A 15429-nucleotide genomic window follows, 5' to 3' on the forward strand; every position below is an offset into this window, starting at 1 on the left:
ACGGTGGGGGAACCGAGGCCCTCCACTTGTAGGTAACACCTACCGCGCGCTCCGCGCGCGAAGACCGCGCTGCGCGCAGGAAAAGCGGCGGTTGTCAGGTTGCGAGTGAGCAGACGGCGAGCACCACGACGGTCGCCGTTTCGCAGGCCGCGCCCAGCACGTCGCCGGTGACCCCGCCGAACCGCTTCCGCGTGTGCCTCACCAACACCAACACCGCAGCCCCCGCCAGCACCACCGCCACCGGCCCGTGAACCGGGGCCACGAAAAACCCCGCCACCACCAGCGCCACCCACCAAGCCGCGACCACCCCCACCGCCTGGCTCCCGGCGACCAACGCCCCCAACCCCTCGGGCCGAGCCGCCGGCACCCCGCGCACGCAACACAGCACGAACGCCGCCCGCCCCGCCGCCAACGCCAGCACCGCCGCCCCAACGGACACCACCGGCAAGGTGACCGCCTGCGCCCCCAACACCACGATCAACGTCACCACCGCGAACGGCCCGGCCCCGCCGTCCTTCATCACGGCCAGCGCACGCTCCGGCGGCCCGTAACACCCCAACCCGTCGGCGGTGTCGGCCAGCCCGTCCAAGTGCATCCCGCGCGTAGCCAGCGCCAACCCGCCAACCACCAAGAACCCGGTCAGCAACGGCGGCGCGCCCAGCGCCGACAAACCCGCGACCACACCAGCCGCGACCAACCCGAGCAGAGCACCGACCACCGGAGCCCACGTGATCGCCCGCCCCGCCGCACGTCGGTCCACAGTGGACACCCGCACGGGCAGGACGGTCAGCCACGACAACGCCAGGAGCATCAGGCCGGCCCGGACACGCCCGCGCCCTCGAAGGTCGCCATCTCCGCCAAGACCTTCGTCGCCATCGCCACCAACGGCAGTGCGGCCACCGCGCCCGAGCCCTCGCCCAAGCGCATCTCGAAGTCCAGCAACGGTTCCAGGCTCAGGTGGTTCAGGGCGATCGAGTGTGCGGGCTCCACCGAGCGGTGTCCTGCCACCCACCACTCGCGGGCACCCGGTGCGAGCTCCTCGGCCATCATCGCTGCCGCGCCCACCACGACACCGTCCAGGATCACGGGTGTCTTGCGTACCGCCGCCTGTGCCAGGAAGCCCGCCATCGCCGCGATGTCTGCCCCGGACGCCGTTGCCAACAACTGCACCGGGTCGCTCAGCACGGGGCGAGCTCGGCGCAGTGCGTCGCGGATGGCGGCGGTTTTGCGCATCCAGCCCCGGTCGTCGATGCCGGTGCCGCGGCCGACCACCGCCACCGGTTCGGAGCCGGTCAGGGCTGCGATCAGGACGGCGGCCGGGGTGGTGTTGCCGATGCCCATGTCGCCGGCGATGAGCAGGTCCGCGCCGCCGTCGACCTCGTCGTCGGCCAGGCGGCGGCCCAGTTCTACCGCCTGCTCGGCCTCCGCCAGGGTCAGGGCGTCCTCGCGGTCGATCGAGCCTGAGCTGCGGCGGATCTTGTTGTCGCCGATCGCCGTGTCGGAGTCGACGGCCACGTCGACCACGCGGACGGTGGCGCCGGCGACGGTGGCCAGGACGTTCACCGCTGCGCCGCCGTCGAGGAAGTTCGCGACCATCTGGCCGGTGACCTCGCTGGGGTAGGCGGACACGCCGTGTCGTGCCACGCCGTGGTCGCCGGCGAAGACGACCACCCGGGGGCGGGTGAACGGGCGCGGAGGGCACACGCCCTGGCACGCGGACACCCAGACGCCCAGTTCCTCCAGCTTGCCCAACGAACCCGCGGGCTTGGTGAGCACGCCGTGTCGGGCGACGGCCTCGCGGCGAACGTCCTCGCTCGGCGGCTCGACGGGCGGGAACTCGATGGTCACCGACTACCTCCGGCTTCGCGCAGTCGCAGTGGGATTCCCGCGACGACCAGCAGGACCTCGTCGCAGACCTCGGCCAGCCGCGCGTTGAGCGAGCCGAGGTGATCGCGGAAGAGCCTGCCAGAGTGGGTGCTGGGCACGACGCCGAGGCCGACCTCGGCGGACACCAGCACCAGCCGGGACCGCGTGTGGGCGACGGCGTGCACCAGGGCGGCGCACTCGCGCTCCACCTCGCCGATGCCGTGGCCCTCCCACGCGCCCGCGTCGTCCAGCGCGCCGGCGAGCCACGTGGCCAGGTCGTCGACCAGGATCGGCGGGTCGGTGGGCTCGGTGGCGGTGAGCAGGGCCGTGAGGTCGCTCGGGGCGGGGGCCTCCACGGTGTGCCACGTCTTCGGGCGGCGGGCCACGTGCCCGGCGATGCGCAGCTCCCAGTCCGCGTCGTCCGGGTAGCGCCGCGCGGTCGCGACGTACGTGACGACGTCGTCGGTGAGCAGCCCTTCGGCGTGCGCGGACTTGCCCGACCGCGCCCCGCCCAGGACGAGTGTCCGACTCGTCACACCCCACCCCATCCGGTCTGTTTGGACATAGCCTGGCGAACGTTACCCGGCGGACATCGGGAGGAGCCGGACGTGGAGTACCGGTGGCGCTACCAGGACGAGCAGGGCCACGAGGTGGACGGCCCGCCGGAGCGGTTCGCGGACCAGACCGACGCCGAGGACTGGTTCAGCGCGCGGTGGCCGGAGCTGCGGGACGCCGGCATCGCCCAGGTGACCCTGCTGCGCGCCGAGTCCGAGGTGTACGGCCCCATGTCGCTCGCGCCGGCGGAGTAGGCAACCTCCAGGCACCCCCAGCGGTCCTTCTCAGGTCGGAACTGATCGAGGGGGACCAGTTGGCCAAGCGTTTGCTCTTACCCGTGCTGCTGCTGTGTGTCGCGCTGACCGGCTGTGTGCAGTGGACGGTTCCCAACCCGCCGCCGGGGCCGGGCTCTGCCGCACCGCCGTCGGGGCCTCCCACGGGCCAGGACGAGTTCATGACCGGCGTGTCGGACCGCGGGTGGATGGAGCACCTCAAGGACGTGCGGCAGGAGCGCGAAGCCGTGACCGTGCGCACCAGGCTCGGCGAGGGCGACACCGCCACGGCCGTCGCGATGTGCGACTTCACCTGGTCGACGACCGAGGGGAAGGGGCGCAGCTCCGTGACCGTGCTCGCGGACGACGACAGCCCGCTCGCCACCCGGGACGAGGTCCACGAGGAGCGCTGCGAAGCGGTCTGAACGCGCCGGGAGCCCCGCCCGGGCCGCCGGGCGGGGCTCCCGCGGTGTCACGGGGTGATGGTCAGGCGGGGGTCGGTCTCCACCGAGTCGCCCAGCACCTCGTCGATCTTCTTGAGCAGCTCGTCCTCCAGCTTCACGCCGGCGGCCTTGACGTTCTCGTGCACCTGCTCCGGCCGGGACGCGCCGATGATCGCGCTGGCCACGTTCGGGTTCTGGAGCACCCACGCGACCGCGAGCTGGGCGAGGCTGAGACCGGCTTCGTCGGCGAGCGGCTTGAGCTGCTGGACCTTGGTCAGCACGTCGTCGCGCAGGAACCGCTGGATGAACTTCGAGCCGGTCTCGTCGGTGGCCCGCGAACCGTCCGGCACCGGCTGGCCCGGCAGGTACTTGCCGCTCAGCACGCCCTGGGCGATCGGGGACCAGACGATCTGGCTGATGCCCTCGTGCTCGGAGGTCGGCACGACCTGCGCCTCGATGACCCGCCACAGCATCGAGTACTGCGGCTGGTTGGAGATGAACGGCACCTTCAGCTCACGCGCCAGCGCCGCACCCCGCGCGATCTGGTCGGCGTTCCACTCGGAGACACCGATGTAGAGCGCCTTGCCCTGGCGGACGATGTCGGCGAACGCCAGCATCGTCTCCTCCAGCGGCACCGTGCGGTCGTACCGGTGGGCCTGGTAGAGGTCGACGTAGTCGGTCTGGAGGCGCTGGAGCGAGCCGTCGATCGACTCCATGATGTGCTTGCGGCCCAGCCCCTTGTCGTTGGGGCCACCGGGACCGGTGGGCCAGAAGACCTTGGTGAAGATCTCCAACGACTGCCGGCGCTGCCCCTTGAGCGCCCGGCCCAGCACCTCTTCCGCCTTCGTGTTCGCGTAGACGTCGGCGGTGTCGAAGGTCGTGATGCCGGCGTCGAGCGCGGCGTGGACGCACGCGGTCGCCTGCTCCTCCTCGACCTGGGAACCGTGGGTGAGCCAGTTGCCGTACGAGATCTCACTGATGTTCAGGCCACTGCGGCCGAGGCGTCGGAACTCCATGCGGCCAGCCTAGACCGAGGTCGTTCGGCAAGCTAATGAACTTCGATTTACGCTCCGTATGCGTCATTTGACGCAGTGCGTTGATCTGAAAGGCGGTACAAACGCTTGCTGTGACGATCATCCCCACGGCACAGCACCGAACGATCATCGCGGTCGACGTGGAACGGTTCGGCGACCCCCGCCGGACGCGGCAGCACCAGGTCGGCGTCCGCGACGGCATGTACGAGGCGCTGCGGTCCGCGTTCGCCGACGCCGGGGTGCGGTGGGACGACTGCCACCGCGAGGATCGCGGCGACGGGGCACTGGTGCTGGTGCCCGCCGAGGTGCCCAAGGCCGCCCTGGTCGAACGCCTGCCGCTCGCGTTGGCGCGTCGCCTGGCCGGGCACAACGCGGCGTCGCCTCCCCAGCAGCACATCAAGTTGCGGATGGTGGTCCACGCGGGCGAGGTGACGCACGACCGGAACGGTGTGGCCGCCACCGCCGTGAACGTCGCGTTCCGCCTGCTCGACGCCGATCCGCTCAAGGCGGGACTGGCCGCTTCGGAGGGGGTTCTGGGGCTGGCCGTGTCGGCGTGGGTGTACGACGAGGTGGTCCGTCACTCGGAGGTGGTGGACCCGACGACCTTCCGGCCCGCGGAGGTGGTGAAGAAGGAACTCGACACCATCGCGTGGATCGCCCTCCCGGACGCGCCGTACCCGCCCGACCCGACGGTCCTGTCCCGGCGGGTCCGCCAGGTCATCGTGTGCGTGCCGGACCAGTTGCCCCGGGACCGGGAGGGGTTCACCGGCCGCGCCGCCGAGGTGCGTCGCGTGGTCGAGGCGCGCGGGCGGGTCGTGGTGATCTCGGGGATGCCGGGGATCGGGAAGACCCGCCTCGCCGTGCACGCGGCCCACCAGCTGGCCGACCGGTACCCCGGTGGTCGGCTCTTCGCCCGCCTGGACCGCTCGACGACGCCCGAGCGGGTGCTGGTGGAGTTCCTGCTCGCGCTGGGGGTTCCGCGCGGCGACATCCCCACCGACCTGCCCGGGTTGAGCAGTCGGTTCCGCCGGGAGGCCGCCGGGCGCCGGTGCCTGGTCGTCCTCGACGACGTCCTCGACGAGTCCCAGGTGGAGGCGTTGCTCCCCGACACCTCGAGCTGCCTCGTGCTGATCACCAGCCGGCAGCCGCTCAAGGGGCCGGCCGAGGCCGTGGCGGTGCCACTGGACGTGCTGCCCGACGAGGACGCGCGGGAGTTGTTCACCCGGGTCCTGTCCGGCCGGGACGTGGGACCGGTGGCGGAGGTGGTCGCGATGTGCGGTGGCCTGCCCTTGGCCCTGGAGGTGGCCGCAGGCCTGCTCCGGGCCGACCCGACGTTGCCCGCCACCCGGTTCGCGGCCCGGCGCCGCCGCCACCGCCGCGGAGCGAGCCCTCGACCACGCTTTCCGCCTCTCCTACGAGCACCTCGACCCGGACCTGCGGCTGGTGTTCCGGCGGCTCGCCCTGCACCCCGGCGCGGACGCCGACGTGTGCTCGGTCGGCGCGCTGGCCGGGGTGGACGTCGGTTCCGCCGAGCGCGCCCTGGCGGCGTTGGTCCGCGCCAACCTGGTGGAGCAGCACCGGCCCGGCCGGTTCCGGCTGCACGACCTGCTGCGGGCGCTCGCCGTGGACCTCGTGGCCCGGCACGACGGCGACGGGGCTCGACGTGTCGCGATGATCCGTCTGATCGACCACTACGTCGACAGGACCATCGCCGCGCAGAACGCGACGTCGCCGCGGAAGTGGCGTCGGGACCCGGCCGCCACGACACCGGAGTTCGTGGACGAGACCCACGCGTACGCGTGGCTGGAGACCGAGTGCCGCACCATCGTGGCCGTGGTGCGGCGCGCAGCGGACCTCGGCGCGCACGCCCAGGTCGTGCGCCTGGCGCTGGCCTCCGCCGAGAGCCTGGCGCGGTCACCCGGCCTGGCCGCCGAGGCGTCCGCGGTCCTCGGGCACGCGCTGCGTGCGGCTCGGGTGGACCGCGACCGCGCGGCTGTGCTGCACCGGCTCGCGATCCTGGCCCGGAACGCGGGCGACCTCGAAGCGGCGCGGGCGCACTGCGACCGGTCGCTCGAGCTCAGCCGCGCCGCGGGCGACCGGCGCGGGCAAGCCTTCGTGCTGGACCTCCTGGGCACCCTGGACCACCTGGAAGGTCGGGACACCGAAGCGCTCGAACACCACCGGGAGGCGCTCGACCTCGCGCGCGGGGCGGGCGACCGGGCCTGTGAGGACGACATCCTCCACAACCTCGGCAAGTTGTGCCTGGAACGGCTCGGCGACCCGAGCGGCGCGCTGGACTACTTCGGCCAGTCCCTGGAGATCCGACGGGGACTGGCCGACCGGAGGGGCCTGGTGTCGACCCTCAACGCGATGGGCGCGACGTACGCCGCCCTGAACGACCCGGCGTCGGCCGGTCAGAGCTTCGAGGAGGCCCTGGCCGTCAGCCGGGACATCGGTGACCGGCTGAGCGAACTGGACACGTTGGCGAACCTGGGCCGCTACCGCGCCGCGCACGGCGCCCTCGACGCGGCACTCGCCGAGTTCGACCGCGCCCGGGACATCGCGGTCGAACTCGGTGACGTTCGGCGGGAGCTGCGGCTCCGGTTCGACGTGGCCGGCGCCATGCACGCCGCCGGGAGGCTGAAGGGTGCGGAGGAGCACTACCGGAGCGTGTTGGACCTTGCGGTGGAGCGAGACGACACCGCGGTGCAGGAGATCGCGTACCGGGCGTTGGGGAAGCTGTACTTCGACCTCGCCGACCGTCAGACGCGGTCGCCGTAGCCGACGCGCGGCTTCGGGACTCGCAGGCGGCGCAGCTGGCTCGCGCGGATGAACGAGTACCAGCCGATCGAGAGGCCGCGGGTGGTGTCCTGGGGGAATTTCGCCCGGACGCGCTTGGTCACGTAGCGGCCCAGCACGAAGCCCTCGACGACCATCGCCAGCAGCATGAACGTGGTCACCAGGGTCGCGTACTGCTGCACCTGCGGCGCGGGCACGAGCAGGGCCACGAAGACCAGGATGGCCAGCGGCATGAACAGGCCCATGAGGTTGCGGCGGGAGTCGACCAGGTCGCGGATGTAGGCCTTCACCGGGCCGCGGTCGCGGGGCAGGAGGTACTTGTCCTCGCCGGCCATCATGCGCTGGCGGCGCTCCACGGCGGCGGCACGGCGCTCTTCCTTGGACACCTTGTTGCCGCGCATCCGCTTCAGCGCCTCGCGCTGCGTGCGCGGCGGCGGGGGGACGGGGCCGCGGCGCTTGCCCTCGGCTTCGCGGCGCTTCGGGGTCGGCCTGCCCTTGCCGGGTGTGCGCGAGGTGTCGCCGGGCGTCACCTCCGCCTGGGTCTCCTCGGCGGTGGTGGCGGCTTCGTCGGCATTGCGGCGCAGGAACCTCACGCCCCAAGAGTAGGAGATGCCCGGTTCCGTACCCTTCGCGAGGTGCGAGTTGTTATTGCGCCGGACTGCTTCGGCGGAACGTTGACCGCGCGGGAGGCCGCCGAGGCCGTCGCGGAGGGCTGGCGCCGCGCCGCCCCCGACGACGAACTCCAGCTGCGTCCCCTGGCCGACGGCGGACCCGGGTTCGTGGACGTGCTGCACGCCGCCCTCGGCGGCACCCTGCACGACCTGGACGTGACCGGTCCCCGCGGCGAACGCGTGCGAGCCGTGTGGCTCGAGCACGACGGGACCGCCTATATCGAGTCCGCTCAGGCGTGCGGCCTGCACCTCGTCCCCAAGGACGAGCGCCCGGCCACGGCCGAGACCGCCACCACCCGGGGCGTGGGCGAGCTGGTCGCCGACGCCGACCGGACCTGTCACACGATCGTGGTGGGTTTGGGCGGGTCGGCCACCACGGACGGCGGCGCCGGGCTGCGCGAGGTCGTGACGAGCACGAACGCCAGGCTCGTGGCCGCCTCCGACGTCGAGAACCCGCTGCTCGGCCCGCACGGCGCCGCGCACACGTTCGGCCCGCAGAAGGGCGCGTCACCCGAGGCCGTGGCCAGGCTGGAGGAGCGGCTGGCGGGCATGGCGGAGCTGGCCGGGGTCCGCGACCTGGCCGGCGCGGGCGCGGCCGGTGGGTTGGGTGCCGCGCTGCTCGCGCTGGGTGCCGAAGCCACGTCGGGCGCGGGGCTGGTCCGGCGGCTCACCCGGCTGGACGAGGCCCTGGACGGTGCGGACCTGGCCGTCACGGGCGAGGGCAGCTTCGACTGGCAGTCGCTGCGCGGGAAGCTCATCACCGCCGTCGCGGGCGGCGCGGCCGAGCGCGGCATCCCGTGCCTGGTGCTCGCGGGCCAGGTCAGCGTGGGTCGGCGCGAGGCGGCGGCGGCCGGGGTGCAGGAGTCCTACTCGGTCACCGACCACGCCGGATCGGTGGAGAAGTCGATGGCCGACCCGGGCGGCACGCTGGCCGCGCTCGCCCACGACGTGGCGAGGCAGTGGTCACACTCGCGCCGCTGAGGGTTGTGCGACCATGAGTGGAAGGAACAAAGCGGGTACCGCCCGTGTTTGCTGGGAATAGATGCCCGCAAAGGACCTCTGAGGGAGAGCCATGACGACCGCTCAGGATGCAGCCACCTCGACTCCTGACGCACCGCCCACCCACGGCGTCACGCTGACCGACAGCGCCGCCGTCAAGGCGAAGGCGCTGCTCGACCAGGAGGGTCGGGACGACATGCACCTGCGCATCGCCGTGCAGCCCGGTGGCTGCGCCGGCCTGCGCTACCAGCTGTTCTTCGACGAGCGCACGCTGGACGGCGACGCCCTGCGCGACTTCAACGGCCTCAAGGTCGCTGTGGACCGCATGTCGGCCCCGTACGTGGAGGGCGCGGTGATCGACTTCGTGGACACGATCGAGAAGCAGGGCTTCACGATCGACAACCCGAACGCGGGCGGTTCGTGCGCCTGCGGCGACTCGTTCCACTGAGTCGACACACGGAAGAAGTAGAGGCCCTCGCCTTCGGCGGGGGCCTTTTCCGTTCCCGGTGTCCCGGTGTCCCGGGGTTCCGGTGTCCCGGGGTTCCGGGGTTCCGGTGTCCCGGGGTTCCGGTGTTCCGGGTGTGTCCCCAGGGGCGTCAGACGTAGGCGTCCAGGTTCTCCACCTGGGCCGCGTTGGCCTCGGTGACCTGCCAGGGGGCGGCCCTGCGCGGTTCCGGCAGGGACTTGTCCGTCGGCCGCAGCTCGGCGGGGACCTCGGTGCAGTCGTCGATCAGTTCGTCCAGCGTGTCCGCTTCGGTGTTCCTCACGTCCCGGACCGTATGCCGGGAACCGGGTTGACAGAAGACCTACCGGGCGGTAGCCGCCCGGTAGGTCTTCCGCCGGCCGGGTGGCCTCAGGCCGCGGCCAGCGCCGGCTCCAACGGCCGCGAGTGGTCGTGGCCCCGGCGCACCAGGCGTCCGAGGAACAACGCCACCAGCACGCCCAGCACCGCCGGCACCGCCCCCACGGCCGCGATCCACTGGAGCCCGAACCCGCCGCTGATGACCGCGCCGCCGATCATCGGGCCGAACGCGGCGGCCACGTTGAACGCGGAGATGTTCACCGAGGCCACCAGGCCCGCGGCCGACCCGGCCTGGCCCATCAGGAAGGTGTGCAGCAGCGGCCCGGCCGCGAACGCGCTGGCACCCAGCACGAACACCCCCACGATGGCCGTCACCTTGGTCTCCAGCAGGAAGCCCTGCGCCACCAGCAGCACGGTCAGCGCCGCGAGCGGGATGGGCAGCACCTTGGCGATGGCCGAGGGCTGGACGCGGCCGGCGATCGTGCTGCCGACCATCGTGCCCAGGCCGTAGACCAGCAGCACCCCGGTCACCCACGCCGGGCTGAACCCGGTCACGTCCCGCAGCGCCGGAGCCACGTAGGTGAAGGCGGTGATCATGCCGGTGAACGCGAGGACCGTCGTGAGCAGGCCGAACAGCACCGTCCGGCGGCTGAAGGCGAACATGCTCGCGCGGAACCCGGCATCGGGCTCGTGCGCCACCTTCGGCGCACCGAGGACGACACCGACCAGCCCGATGAGCGTCAACGCGGCAACCACGGCGAACGACCCGCGCCACCCGTAGTTCTGGCCGACCAGCGTGCCGACCGGGATACCCAGGATGGTCGACAACGCCACCCCGTTGACGATCTTCGCGATGGCCGCGGTCTGCTTCTCCGGCGCCACCGCCGCCACGGCGACCTGGGACGCGACGGCGAAGAACAGACCCTGCGAAAGCGCCGCGACCATGCGCGCGACCATGAGCAATTCGTAGTTGGGCGCCAACGCCGAGGCCGCGGAGGCCAGGAACGCGAGCGCCATGACGGCGATCAGGAGGGACCGGCGCGGAAGCCGCCCGGTCAACACGGTCAGCACGGGTCCGCCGACAGCGACGGACACTGCGTATGCGGTGACCAGCAGGCCCGCGGTCGGCAGCGCGACCCCCAAGTCCGCGGCAACCTCGGGCAGCACACCGACGACGATGAACTCCGAAGTACCCACCGCGAACGCGCACAGCATCAAGACGAGAGCGATCACGGGACGACGGTAAAGTGTGACACTGACGTCAGGGTCAAGCTTGTGTGGTGGTCGGCTCTTTTGCCGCGAGGAGGGAATACGGGTGCTGATCGGCGAACTGGCGGAGAAGACCGGGACGACGGTGCGCATGCTCCGGTACTACGACCAGCACGGACTCCTGAAGCCTCGGCGGACGGAGAGCCGGTACCGGGTGTACGACGAGGCTGATGTCGAGCGGGTGCGCAGTGTGCGGTGCTTGATCTCTTCGGGGTTGAACGTGCGGCTGGTGCGGCTGGTGTTGGCGCACGCGTTGTGCGAGGAGGTCGAGCTGCCGGAGGACGAGGCTGGGTGCGTGCCGTTGTTGGAGATGTTGCAGGAGGAGTTGGCTTCGGTTGATGACCGGATTGCCGGGTTGGAGCGGACTCGGACCCATTTGAGCCGGTTGGTGGGGGATGTGGAAGTTATTTTGAGGGAGAAGCGGGCGGCGCATCAGAAGGCGGAGGCTTCGGCCTGACCGGACTGCCGCCTGCCCGCCCGCAACGCGGCTCGACTTCGACGCCCTCCACCTCGCGTCGGTGGTCTCCCTGCCGGCTTTCAAGAGCGCGGGTGCGTTCGAGCTTGCGTGGGCGGAGCGTGTTGCGTTTGGACCCGCGAAGCGTGGACTCGTGCAGTGAAGCGCGAGTCTAGGGATTAAAAGCGCCTCGCCGGCGGGCAGGCCGCCAAGGATGGACACAAAGCAAAAGAAAGGGCGGGGGCTTCTTGCTTGTGTCATCCCCGTATGGCCTGGCGGAGCCAACCACACTTTTGGCCGGGTGCCGCTAAATTTTTTGCTCGTTCCTCACAAAAAATTCGGCTGCACCCGACCAAAAGCGTGGTAGCCCTTCGGGCAGGCCATACGGGGATGACACAAGCAAGAAGCCCAGGTAGGGGAGTGCCGTGCGGCAGCTTCGTGAAAAGCAAGCGTGCGGCATGAATGACCCGCTCCTTGCGCCTAGAGGGGCTCGGAGCGGGTCATATATGAGATCTGATATCTAGAGCTTGACTGGGTAGTGCGGTTCCGGGACGACTGGGCGGATGCGGCCTTCGATGAAGATGCCGTGCCAGATCATGAAGACCAGCAGGGCCCAGATGCGGCGGCTGTTGTCGGCCACGCCTGAGCGGTGTTCTTCGATGACCCTCAGGACCGCGTCCTTGTCGATGTACTGGTCGGTCTGGGACTGGCGCACGTGGTCTACTGCCCAGTCGTGCATTTCGTCCTTCAGCCAGTGGCGGATGGGGACCGGGAAGCCCAGTTTGCGGCGGTTCAGGACGTGGGCCGGGACGATGTCTCGGATGGCCCTGCGGAGGGCGTGCTTGGTGGTTTCCTTGGTCAGCTTCAGTTCTGACGGGACCTGGGAGGCGATGCGGAAGACCTCCGGGTCCAGGAACGGGACGCGGAGTTCCAGGGAGTTCGCCATCGTCATCTTGTCGGCCTTGACGAGGATGTCGCCGCGCAGCCACGTGAACAGGTCCACGTGCTGCATGCGGGTCACCGGGTCCCAGCCCTGGCTCTCGCGGTACGGCTGGGCCGTCACGTCCTGGTGGGACACGTTCGGGTCGTACGAACGCAGGACCTGGCGGAGTTGGTCGTCCAGGAAGATGCGGGCGTTGCCGTAGTAGCGCTCCTCCAGGGTCAGGGCGCCTCGGCGGAGCAGGTCCTTGCCGCGCACGCCCTGGGGGATCTTGGTGGAGACCTTGCCCATCGCCTTGCGCAGGGCGCCCGGGACCTTCTCGAACGGGGCCAGGGACAGCGGCTCGCGGTAGATCGTGTAGCCGCCGAAGAGTTCGTCCGCGCCCTCGCCCGACAGGACTACCTTCACGTGCTCGCGGGCCTCGCGGGCGATGAACCACAGGGGGACCAGGGCCGGGTCGGCCACCGGGTCGTCCAGGTACCACGTGATGAGCGGCAGGGCGTCCATCATCTCCTGCGCGGTCACGGCCTTGACCACGTGCTTCACGCCGATCGCCGCCGCCGACTCGGCCGCCACGTCGATCTCCGAGTAGCCCGCGCGCTCGAAGCCGGTGGTGAAGGTGATGAGGTCCGGGTTGTGCTCCTTGGCCAGTGCCGCCACGACCGTGGAGTCGATGCCGCCGGACAGGAACGAGCCGACCGTGACGTCCGCGCGCATGTGCTTGGCGACCGAGTCGCGCAGGGCCTCGGTGATCTCGTCGTACAGGCGGTTGGCGTCGGCGTCGCCGTGGACGGTGCGCGGGCGGAAGGTGGCCGGGAAGTAGCGCTCGGCCACGGGGCGTCCGCCGGGGGTCAGGGTGAACGACGTGCCCGACTCGACGCGGTGGATCTGGGTGTGCAGGGACTCCGGCTCGGGCACGTACTGGAGGATCAGGTAGTGCTGGAGGGCCTTGCGGTCCACTTCGGGGCGGATGCCGAGCGTCCGGGTCAGTTCCAGCAGCGACTTCTTCTCGCTGGAGAACGCCACACCGCCGGGGCCGGTCGCGTAGTACAGCGGCTTGATGCCGAACGGGTCGCGGGCGCCGAAGACGACCTTGCGGTGGTTGTCCCAGATGAGGAACGCGAACATGCCGCGCAGCTTGGCCACGGCCGCGGGACCCCAGTGGTGGTACGCCGCGACGATGGTCTCCGTGTCGCCGTCGGTGGCGAAGACCGTGCCGAACTCCTTGGTCAGCTCCGCGCGCAGCTCCAAGTAGTTGTAGATCTCGCCGTTGAAGTTGATGGTGTACCGGCCGGGCGCCTCCGGCGGACCCCAGTGCAGGGGCTGGTGGGAGCGCTCGATGTCGATGATGGCGAGGCGGTTGAAGCCGAAGACGACCTCGCCGCCCTGCCAGGTGCCCGTCTCGTCAGGGCCGCGGTGGCGCTGGCAGCGCATCGCGTGCGCCACTGCCGAGCGCGCCTGCTCCGCTTCGTTCTCGCCAGGGCAAACCAGTCCAAGCAGGCCGCACACGCCGTCGCACCTTTCGTGGGGTGTGGAGAAGCACCCAGTATGCCGGGGTGCCTTTGTGTGACCGAAACTGCACCGCTCGGAGGCTCCCCCCGAGGGGTGGGACCCACCGTGCTGAGCTACGCTCCCGCATGATCCGGCGATGGGCGCAATCACGCCCCCGCCCGTGTCTTGATGCCGCCTCCGCTGGCGGCGGTGAGCTTTCAACGAGGAGGCGGCGAGCAGTGGGCCTGAAGGAGGGCACCAGGGCAGCGCGGCTGGCCAAGGTCGTCGGGCTGGTCGGCCTGGTCGGCGTCGGGGCCACGGGTTGCTCCACGGAAGAGGTGCTGCGCTTCGGCTGGCCGGTGGCCGTGACGCCGCAGGCCGAGCGGATGCGCGAGCTGTGGACCTGGTCGGTCATCGCCGCGCTCGCGGTCGGTGTGATCGTCTGGGGGCTGATCCTCTGGTCGGTCGCGTTCCACCGCAAGAAGAGCGAGGAACTGCCCCGTCAGGTGGCCTACAACCTGCCGCTCGAACTCGTGCTCATCGTCGTGCCGACGGTGATCGTCGCGGTGCTGTTCTACTTCACCGCGGTGACCCAGAACTACGTCATCAAGAAGTCCGCCGACCCGGACGTGACGGTCGACGTGATCGCGTTCCAGTGGAACTGGGAGTTCCGCTACCCGGAGTACAAGACCGACCGCGACGACACCCCGGTGAGCACCGTGGGCTCGTCCGGCGAGATCCCGCTGCTGGTGCTGCCGGCGGACCGGTCGATCCGGTTCAACCTGGAGTCCACGGACGTCATCCACTCGTTCTTCGTGCCGGAGTTCCACTTCAAGCGGGACGTCTTCCCGAAGCCGCAGAAGAACAACCAGGACAGCTCGTTCGAGATCACCCAGATCGACCGCCCGGGCTCGTTCGTGGGCCGCTGCGCCGAACTGTGCGGCGTCTACCACGCGGTGATGAACTTCGAGGTCCGCGCCCTGGAACCGGCCCTGTTCGACCGGTACATGTCGCTGCGCGAGAAGAACAACCCGAAGACGGGCGAGCCCTACACCGCCGCCGAGGCCCTGACCGAGCTGAACTGCGGTGAGCTCTGCACGCCGACCGCGGTCACGACCAAGCCCTTCGACACCGACCGGACCGTCCGCGAGGCGTCCGGCGGCGGGAAGTAGGAGGACGCTGCGATGAAGGTCGAAGCCCGCATTTTTGACTTGGTGATGGCGTTCTCGTTCCTGATGGCCGTCGTGTACGGCTACTGGACGTGGGCCGACACCGGCGCCGTCGAGCCAACCGGCACGGTAGCCCTGGCCCTGACCGGCGGCCTGGCGCTCATCGTCGGCACGTACTTCCGCTTCGTAGCCCGCCGCATCGAGGTGCGCCCGGAGGACAACGCGGACGCCGAGGTCTCCGACGGTGCCGGCGAACTGGGCTTCTTCAGCCCGGGTTCGTACTGGCCGGTGGGCCTGGCGGCAGCTGCCGCGGTGTCCGGCGTGGCCGTGGCGTTCTGGCACGTGTGGCTGCTGGTGATCGGCATCGTCCTGGTACTGATCATGGTCGGCGGCCTGGTCTTCGAATACCACACCGGCCCGAACCACGACTGACAAAGTCACAAAGGCCATAAAGGCCGAAAAAGCACTGACGAAGGGGCTGCCTCCGGGAAACCGGGGGCAGCCCCTTCGCATGCACCACGAGACACCTACGCACACCACCCCACCCCTTTCGCGCGCAGCGCGTGCGGGTCGGCGGAGCCGGCAAGTGGCAGTCCGCCGGGGAGGACACAACTCAACTTGGGCTTCTTGCTTGTGTCATCCCCGTATGGCCTGCCCGAAGGGCT

17 protein-coding genes and 1 pseudogene are annotated in these 15429 nt (G+C 70.5%); 9 read left to right on the forward strand and 9 right to left on the reverse strand.

Annotation, left to right across the window (positions count from 1 at the left end):
- Positions 1-94: 94 nt before the first annotated feature.
- The 3 genes from WBN91_RS35165 to cobU are packed head-to-tail and all read right to left on the reverse strand — an operon-like array spanning position 95 to position 2402.
- Positions 95-811 (reverse strand): adenosylcobinamide-GDP ribazoletransferase, encoded by a 717-nt coding sequence (locus tag WBN91_RS35165; protein ID WP_337727943.1) that lies wholly within the window; start codon positions 809-811, stop codon positions 95-97.
- Positions 811-1848, reverse strand: coding sequence for a nicotinate-nucleotide--dimethylbenzimidazole phosphoribosyltransferase (cobT, locus tag WBN91_RS35170; RefSeq protein ID WP_337727944.1), 1038 nt, complete (start codon positions 1846-1848; stop codon positions 811-813). Before cobT ends, WBN91_RS35165 begins: the two co-directional genes overlap by 1 nt.
- Positions 1845-2402: a bifunctional adenosylcobinamide kinase/adenosylcobinamide-phosphate guanylyltransferase gene (cobU, locus tag WBN91_RS35175; RefSeq protein WP_337727945.1), complete on the reverse strand. Its 558-nt coding sequence runs from the start codon at positions 2400-2402 to the stop codon at positions 1845-1847. Before cobU ends, cobT begins: the two co-directional genes overlap by 4 nt.
- A 72-nt stretch (positions 2403-2474) precedes the next feature.
- On the opposite strand from cobU, the gene WBN91_RS35180 reads away from it, so the two are divergent.
- Positions 2475-2675 carry a hypothetical protein gene (locus WBN91_RS35180; protein WP_337727946.1) on the forward strand — a complete coding sequence of 67 codons (201 nt, stop codon included), beginning with the start codon at positions 2475-2477 and terminating at the stop codon, positions 2673-2675.
- A gap of 59 nt (positions 2676-2734) precedes the next feature.
- Positions 2735-3118 carry a hypothetical protein gene (locus WBN91_RS35185; RefSeq protein ID WP_337727947.1) on the forward strand — a complete coding sequence of 128 codons (384 nt, stop codon included), beginning with the start codon at positions 2735-2737 and terminating at the stop codon, positions 3116-3118.
- A gap of 47 nt (positions 3119-3165) precedes the next feature.
- Here the strand turns inward: WBN91_RS35185 and WBN91_RS35190 are convergent, their stop codons facing one another.
- The gene (locus WBN91_RS35190) at positions 3166-4152 is read right to left on the reverse strand and encodes an aldo/keto reductase family protein (RefSeq protein WP_337727948.1); all 987 of its coding nucleotides are present in this window, start codon (positions 4150-4152) and stop codon (positions 3166-3168) included.
- A 47-nt stretch (positions 4153-4199) separates the two neighbouring features.
- Positions 4200-4751 carry a hypothetical protein gene (locus WBN91_RS35195; RefSeq protein WP_337727949.1) on the reverse strand — a complete coding sequence of 184 codons (552 nt, stop codon included), beginning with the start codon at positions 4749-4751 and terminating at the stop codon, positions 4200-4202.
- Positions 4752-5000: 249 nt separating this feature from the next.
- Between WBN91_RS35195 and WBN91_RS39225 the strand changes: the two are divergent.
- A pseudogene (locus WBN91_RS39225) lies at positions 5001-5444 on the forward strand (NB-ARC domain-containing protein); the annotation flags it as partial.
- Between the two features lie 4 nt (positions 5445-5448).
- Entirely contained in the window at positions 5449-6951 is a 1503-nt protein-coding gene (locus WBN91_RS35205; protein WP_337727951.1) for a tetratricopeptide repeat protein, read from the forward strand.
- Here the strand turns inward: WBN91_RS35205 and WBN91_RS35210 are convergent.
- Positions 6933-7562 (reverse strand): DUF3043 domain-containing protein, encoded by a 630-nt coding sequence (locus WBN91_RS35210; protein WP_337727952.1) that lies wholly within the window; start codon positions 7560-7562, stop codon positions 6933-6935. The genes WBN91_RS35205 and WBN91_RS35210 overlap by 19 nt on opposite strands.
- A gap of 42 nt (positions 7563-7604) precedes the next feature.
- On the opposite strand from WBN91_RS35210, the gene WBN91_RS35215 reads away from it, so the two are divergent.
- Both WBN91_RS35215 and WBN91_RS35220 read left to right on the forward strand, forming a co-directional pair.
- Positions 7605-8621, forward strand: a complete 1017-nt coding sequence (locus WBN91_RS35215) for a glycerate kinase family protein (RefSeq protein ID WP_337727953.1) — start codon at positions 7605-7607, stop codon at positions 8619-8621.
- A gap of 91 nt (positions 8622-8712) precedes the next feature.
- Positions 8713-9087: a HesB/IscA family protein gene (locus WBN91_RS35220; RefSeq protein WP_337727954.1), complete on the forward strand. Its 375-nt coding sequence runs from the start codon at positions 8713-8715 to the stop codon at positions 9085-9087.
- Between the two features lie 148 nt (positions 9088-9235).
- Here WBN91_RS35220 and WBN91_RS35225 read toward each other — a convergent pair whose 3' ends face one another.
- Positions 9236-9406, reverse strand: coding sequence for a hypothetical protein (locus WBN91_RS35225; protein WP_337727955.1), 171 nt, complete (start codon positions 9404-9406; stop codon positions 9236-9238).
- 86 nt (positions 9407-9492) lie between these two features.
- Positions 9493-10674: an MFS transporter gene (locus WBN91_RS35230; protein WP_337727956.1), complete on the reverse strand. Its 1182-nt coding sequence runs from the start codon at positions 10672-10674 to the stop codon at positions 9493-9495.
- An 82-nt stretch (positions 10675-10756) separates the two neighbouring features.
- Between WBN91_RS35230 and WBN91_RS35235 the strand changes: the two genes are divergently transcribed.
- Positions 10757-11167, forward strand: a complete 411-nt coding sequence (locus WBN91_RS35235) for a MerR family transcriptional regulator (protein ID WP_337727957.1) — start codon at positions 10757-10759, stop codon at positions 11165-11167.
- Between the two features lie 517 nt (positions 11168-11684).
- On the opposite strand, the gene asnB is transcribed toward WBN91_RS35235, so the two are convergent.
- Positions 11685-13613, reverse strand: a complete 1929-nt coding sequence (gene asnB / locus WBN91_RS35240) for an asparagine synthase (glutamine-hydrolyzing) (protein WP_337727958.1) — start codon at positions 13611-13613, stop codon at positions 11685-11687.
- A 221-nt stretch (positions 13614-13834) separates the two neighbouring features.
- Here asnB and ctaC point away from each other — a divergent pair, with 221 nt between their 5' ends.
- Together ctaC and WBN91_RS35250 are read left to right on the forward strand one after the other, a co-directional pair.
- The gene (gene ctaC, locus WBN91_RS35245) at positions 13835-14767 is read left to right on the forward strand and encodes an aa3-type cytochrome oxidase subunit II (RefSeq protein WP_337727959.1); all 933 of its coding nucleotides are present in this window, start codon (positions 13835-13837) and stop codon (positions 14765-14767) included.
- Positions 14768-14779: 12 nt separating this feature from the next.
- A complete protein-coding gene (locus tag WBN91_RS35250) occupies positions 14780-15196 on the forward strand; it encodes a cytochrome c oxidase subunit 4 (protein WP_309112934.1) in 417 nt (138 codons plus the stop codon).
- Positions 15197-15429: the final 233 nt, after the last annotated feature.

Source organism: Saccharothrix sp. CCNWYY140 (assembly GCF_037401995.1).
Lineage (GTDB): Bacteria > Actinomycetota > Actinomycetes > Mycobacteriales > Pseudonocardiaceae > Actinosynnema.

Coding starts and splice junctions, on each gene's coding strand:
- WBN91_RS35220 (WP_337727954.1), top strand. CDS start 8,713: ATGACGACCGCTCAGGATGCAGCCACCTCGACTCCTGACGCACCGCCC.
- WBN91_RS35190 (WP_337727948.1), bottom strand. CDS start 4,152: ATGGAGTTCCGACGCCTCGGCCGCAGTGGCCTGAACATCAGTGAGATC.
- WBN91_RS35165 (WP_337727943.1), bottom strand. CDS start 811: ATGCTCCTGGCGTTGTCGTGGCTGACCGTCCTGCCCGTGCGGGTGTCC.
- WBN91_RS35250 (WP_309112934.1), top strand. CDS start 14,780: ATGAAGGTCGAAGCCCGCATTTTTGACTTGGTGATGGCGTTCTCGTTC.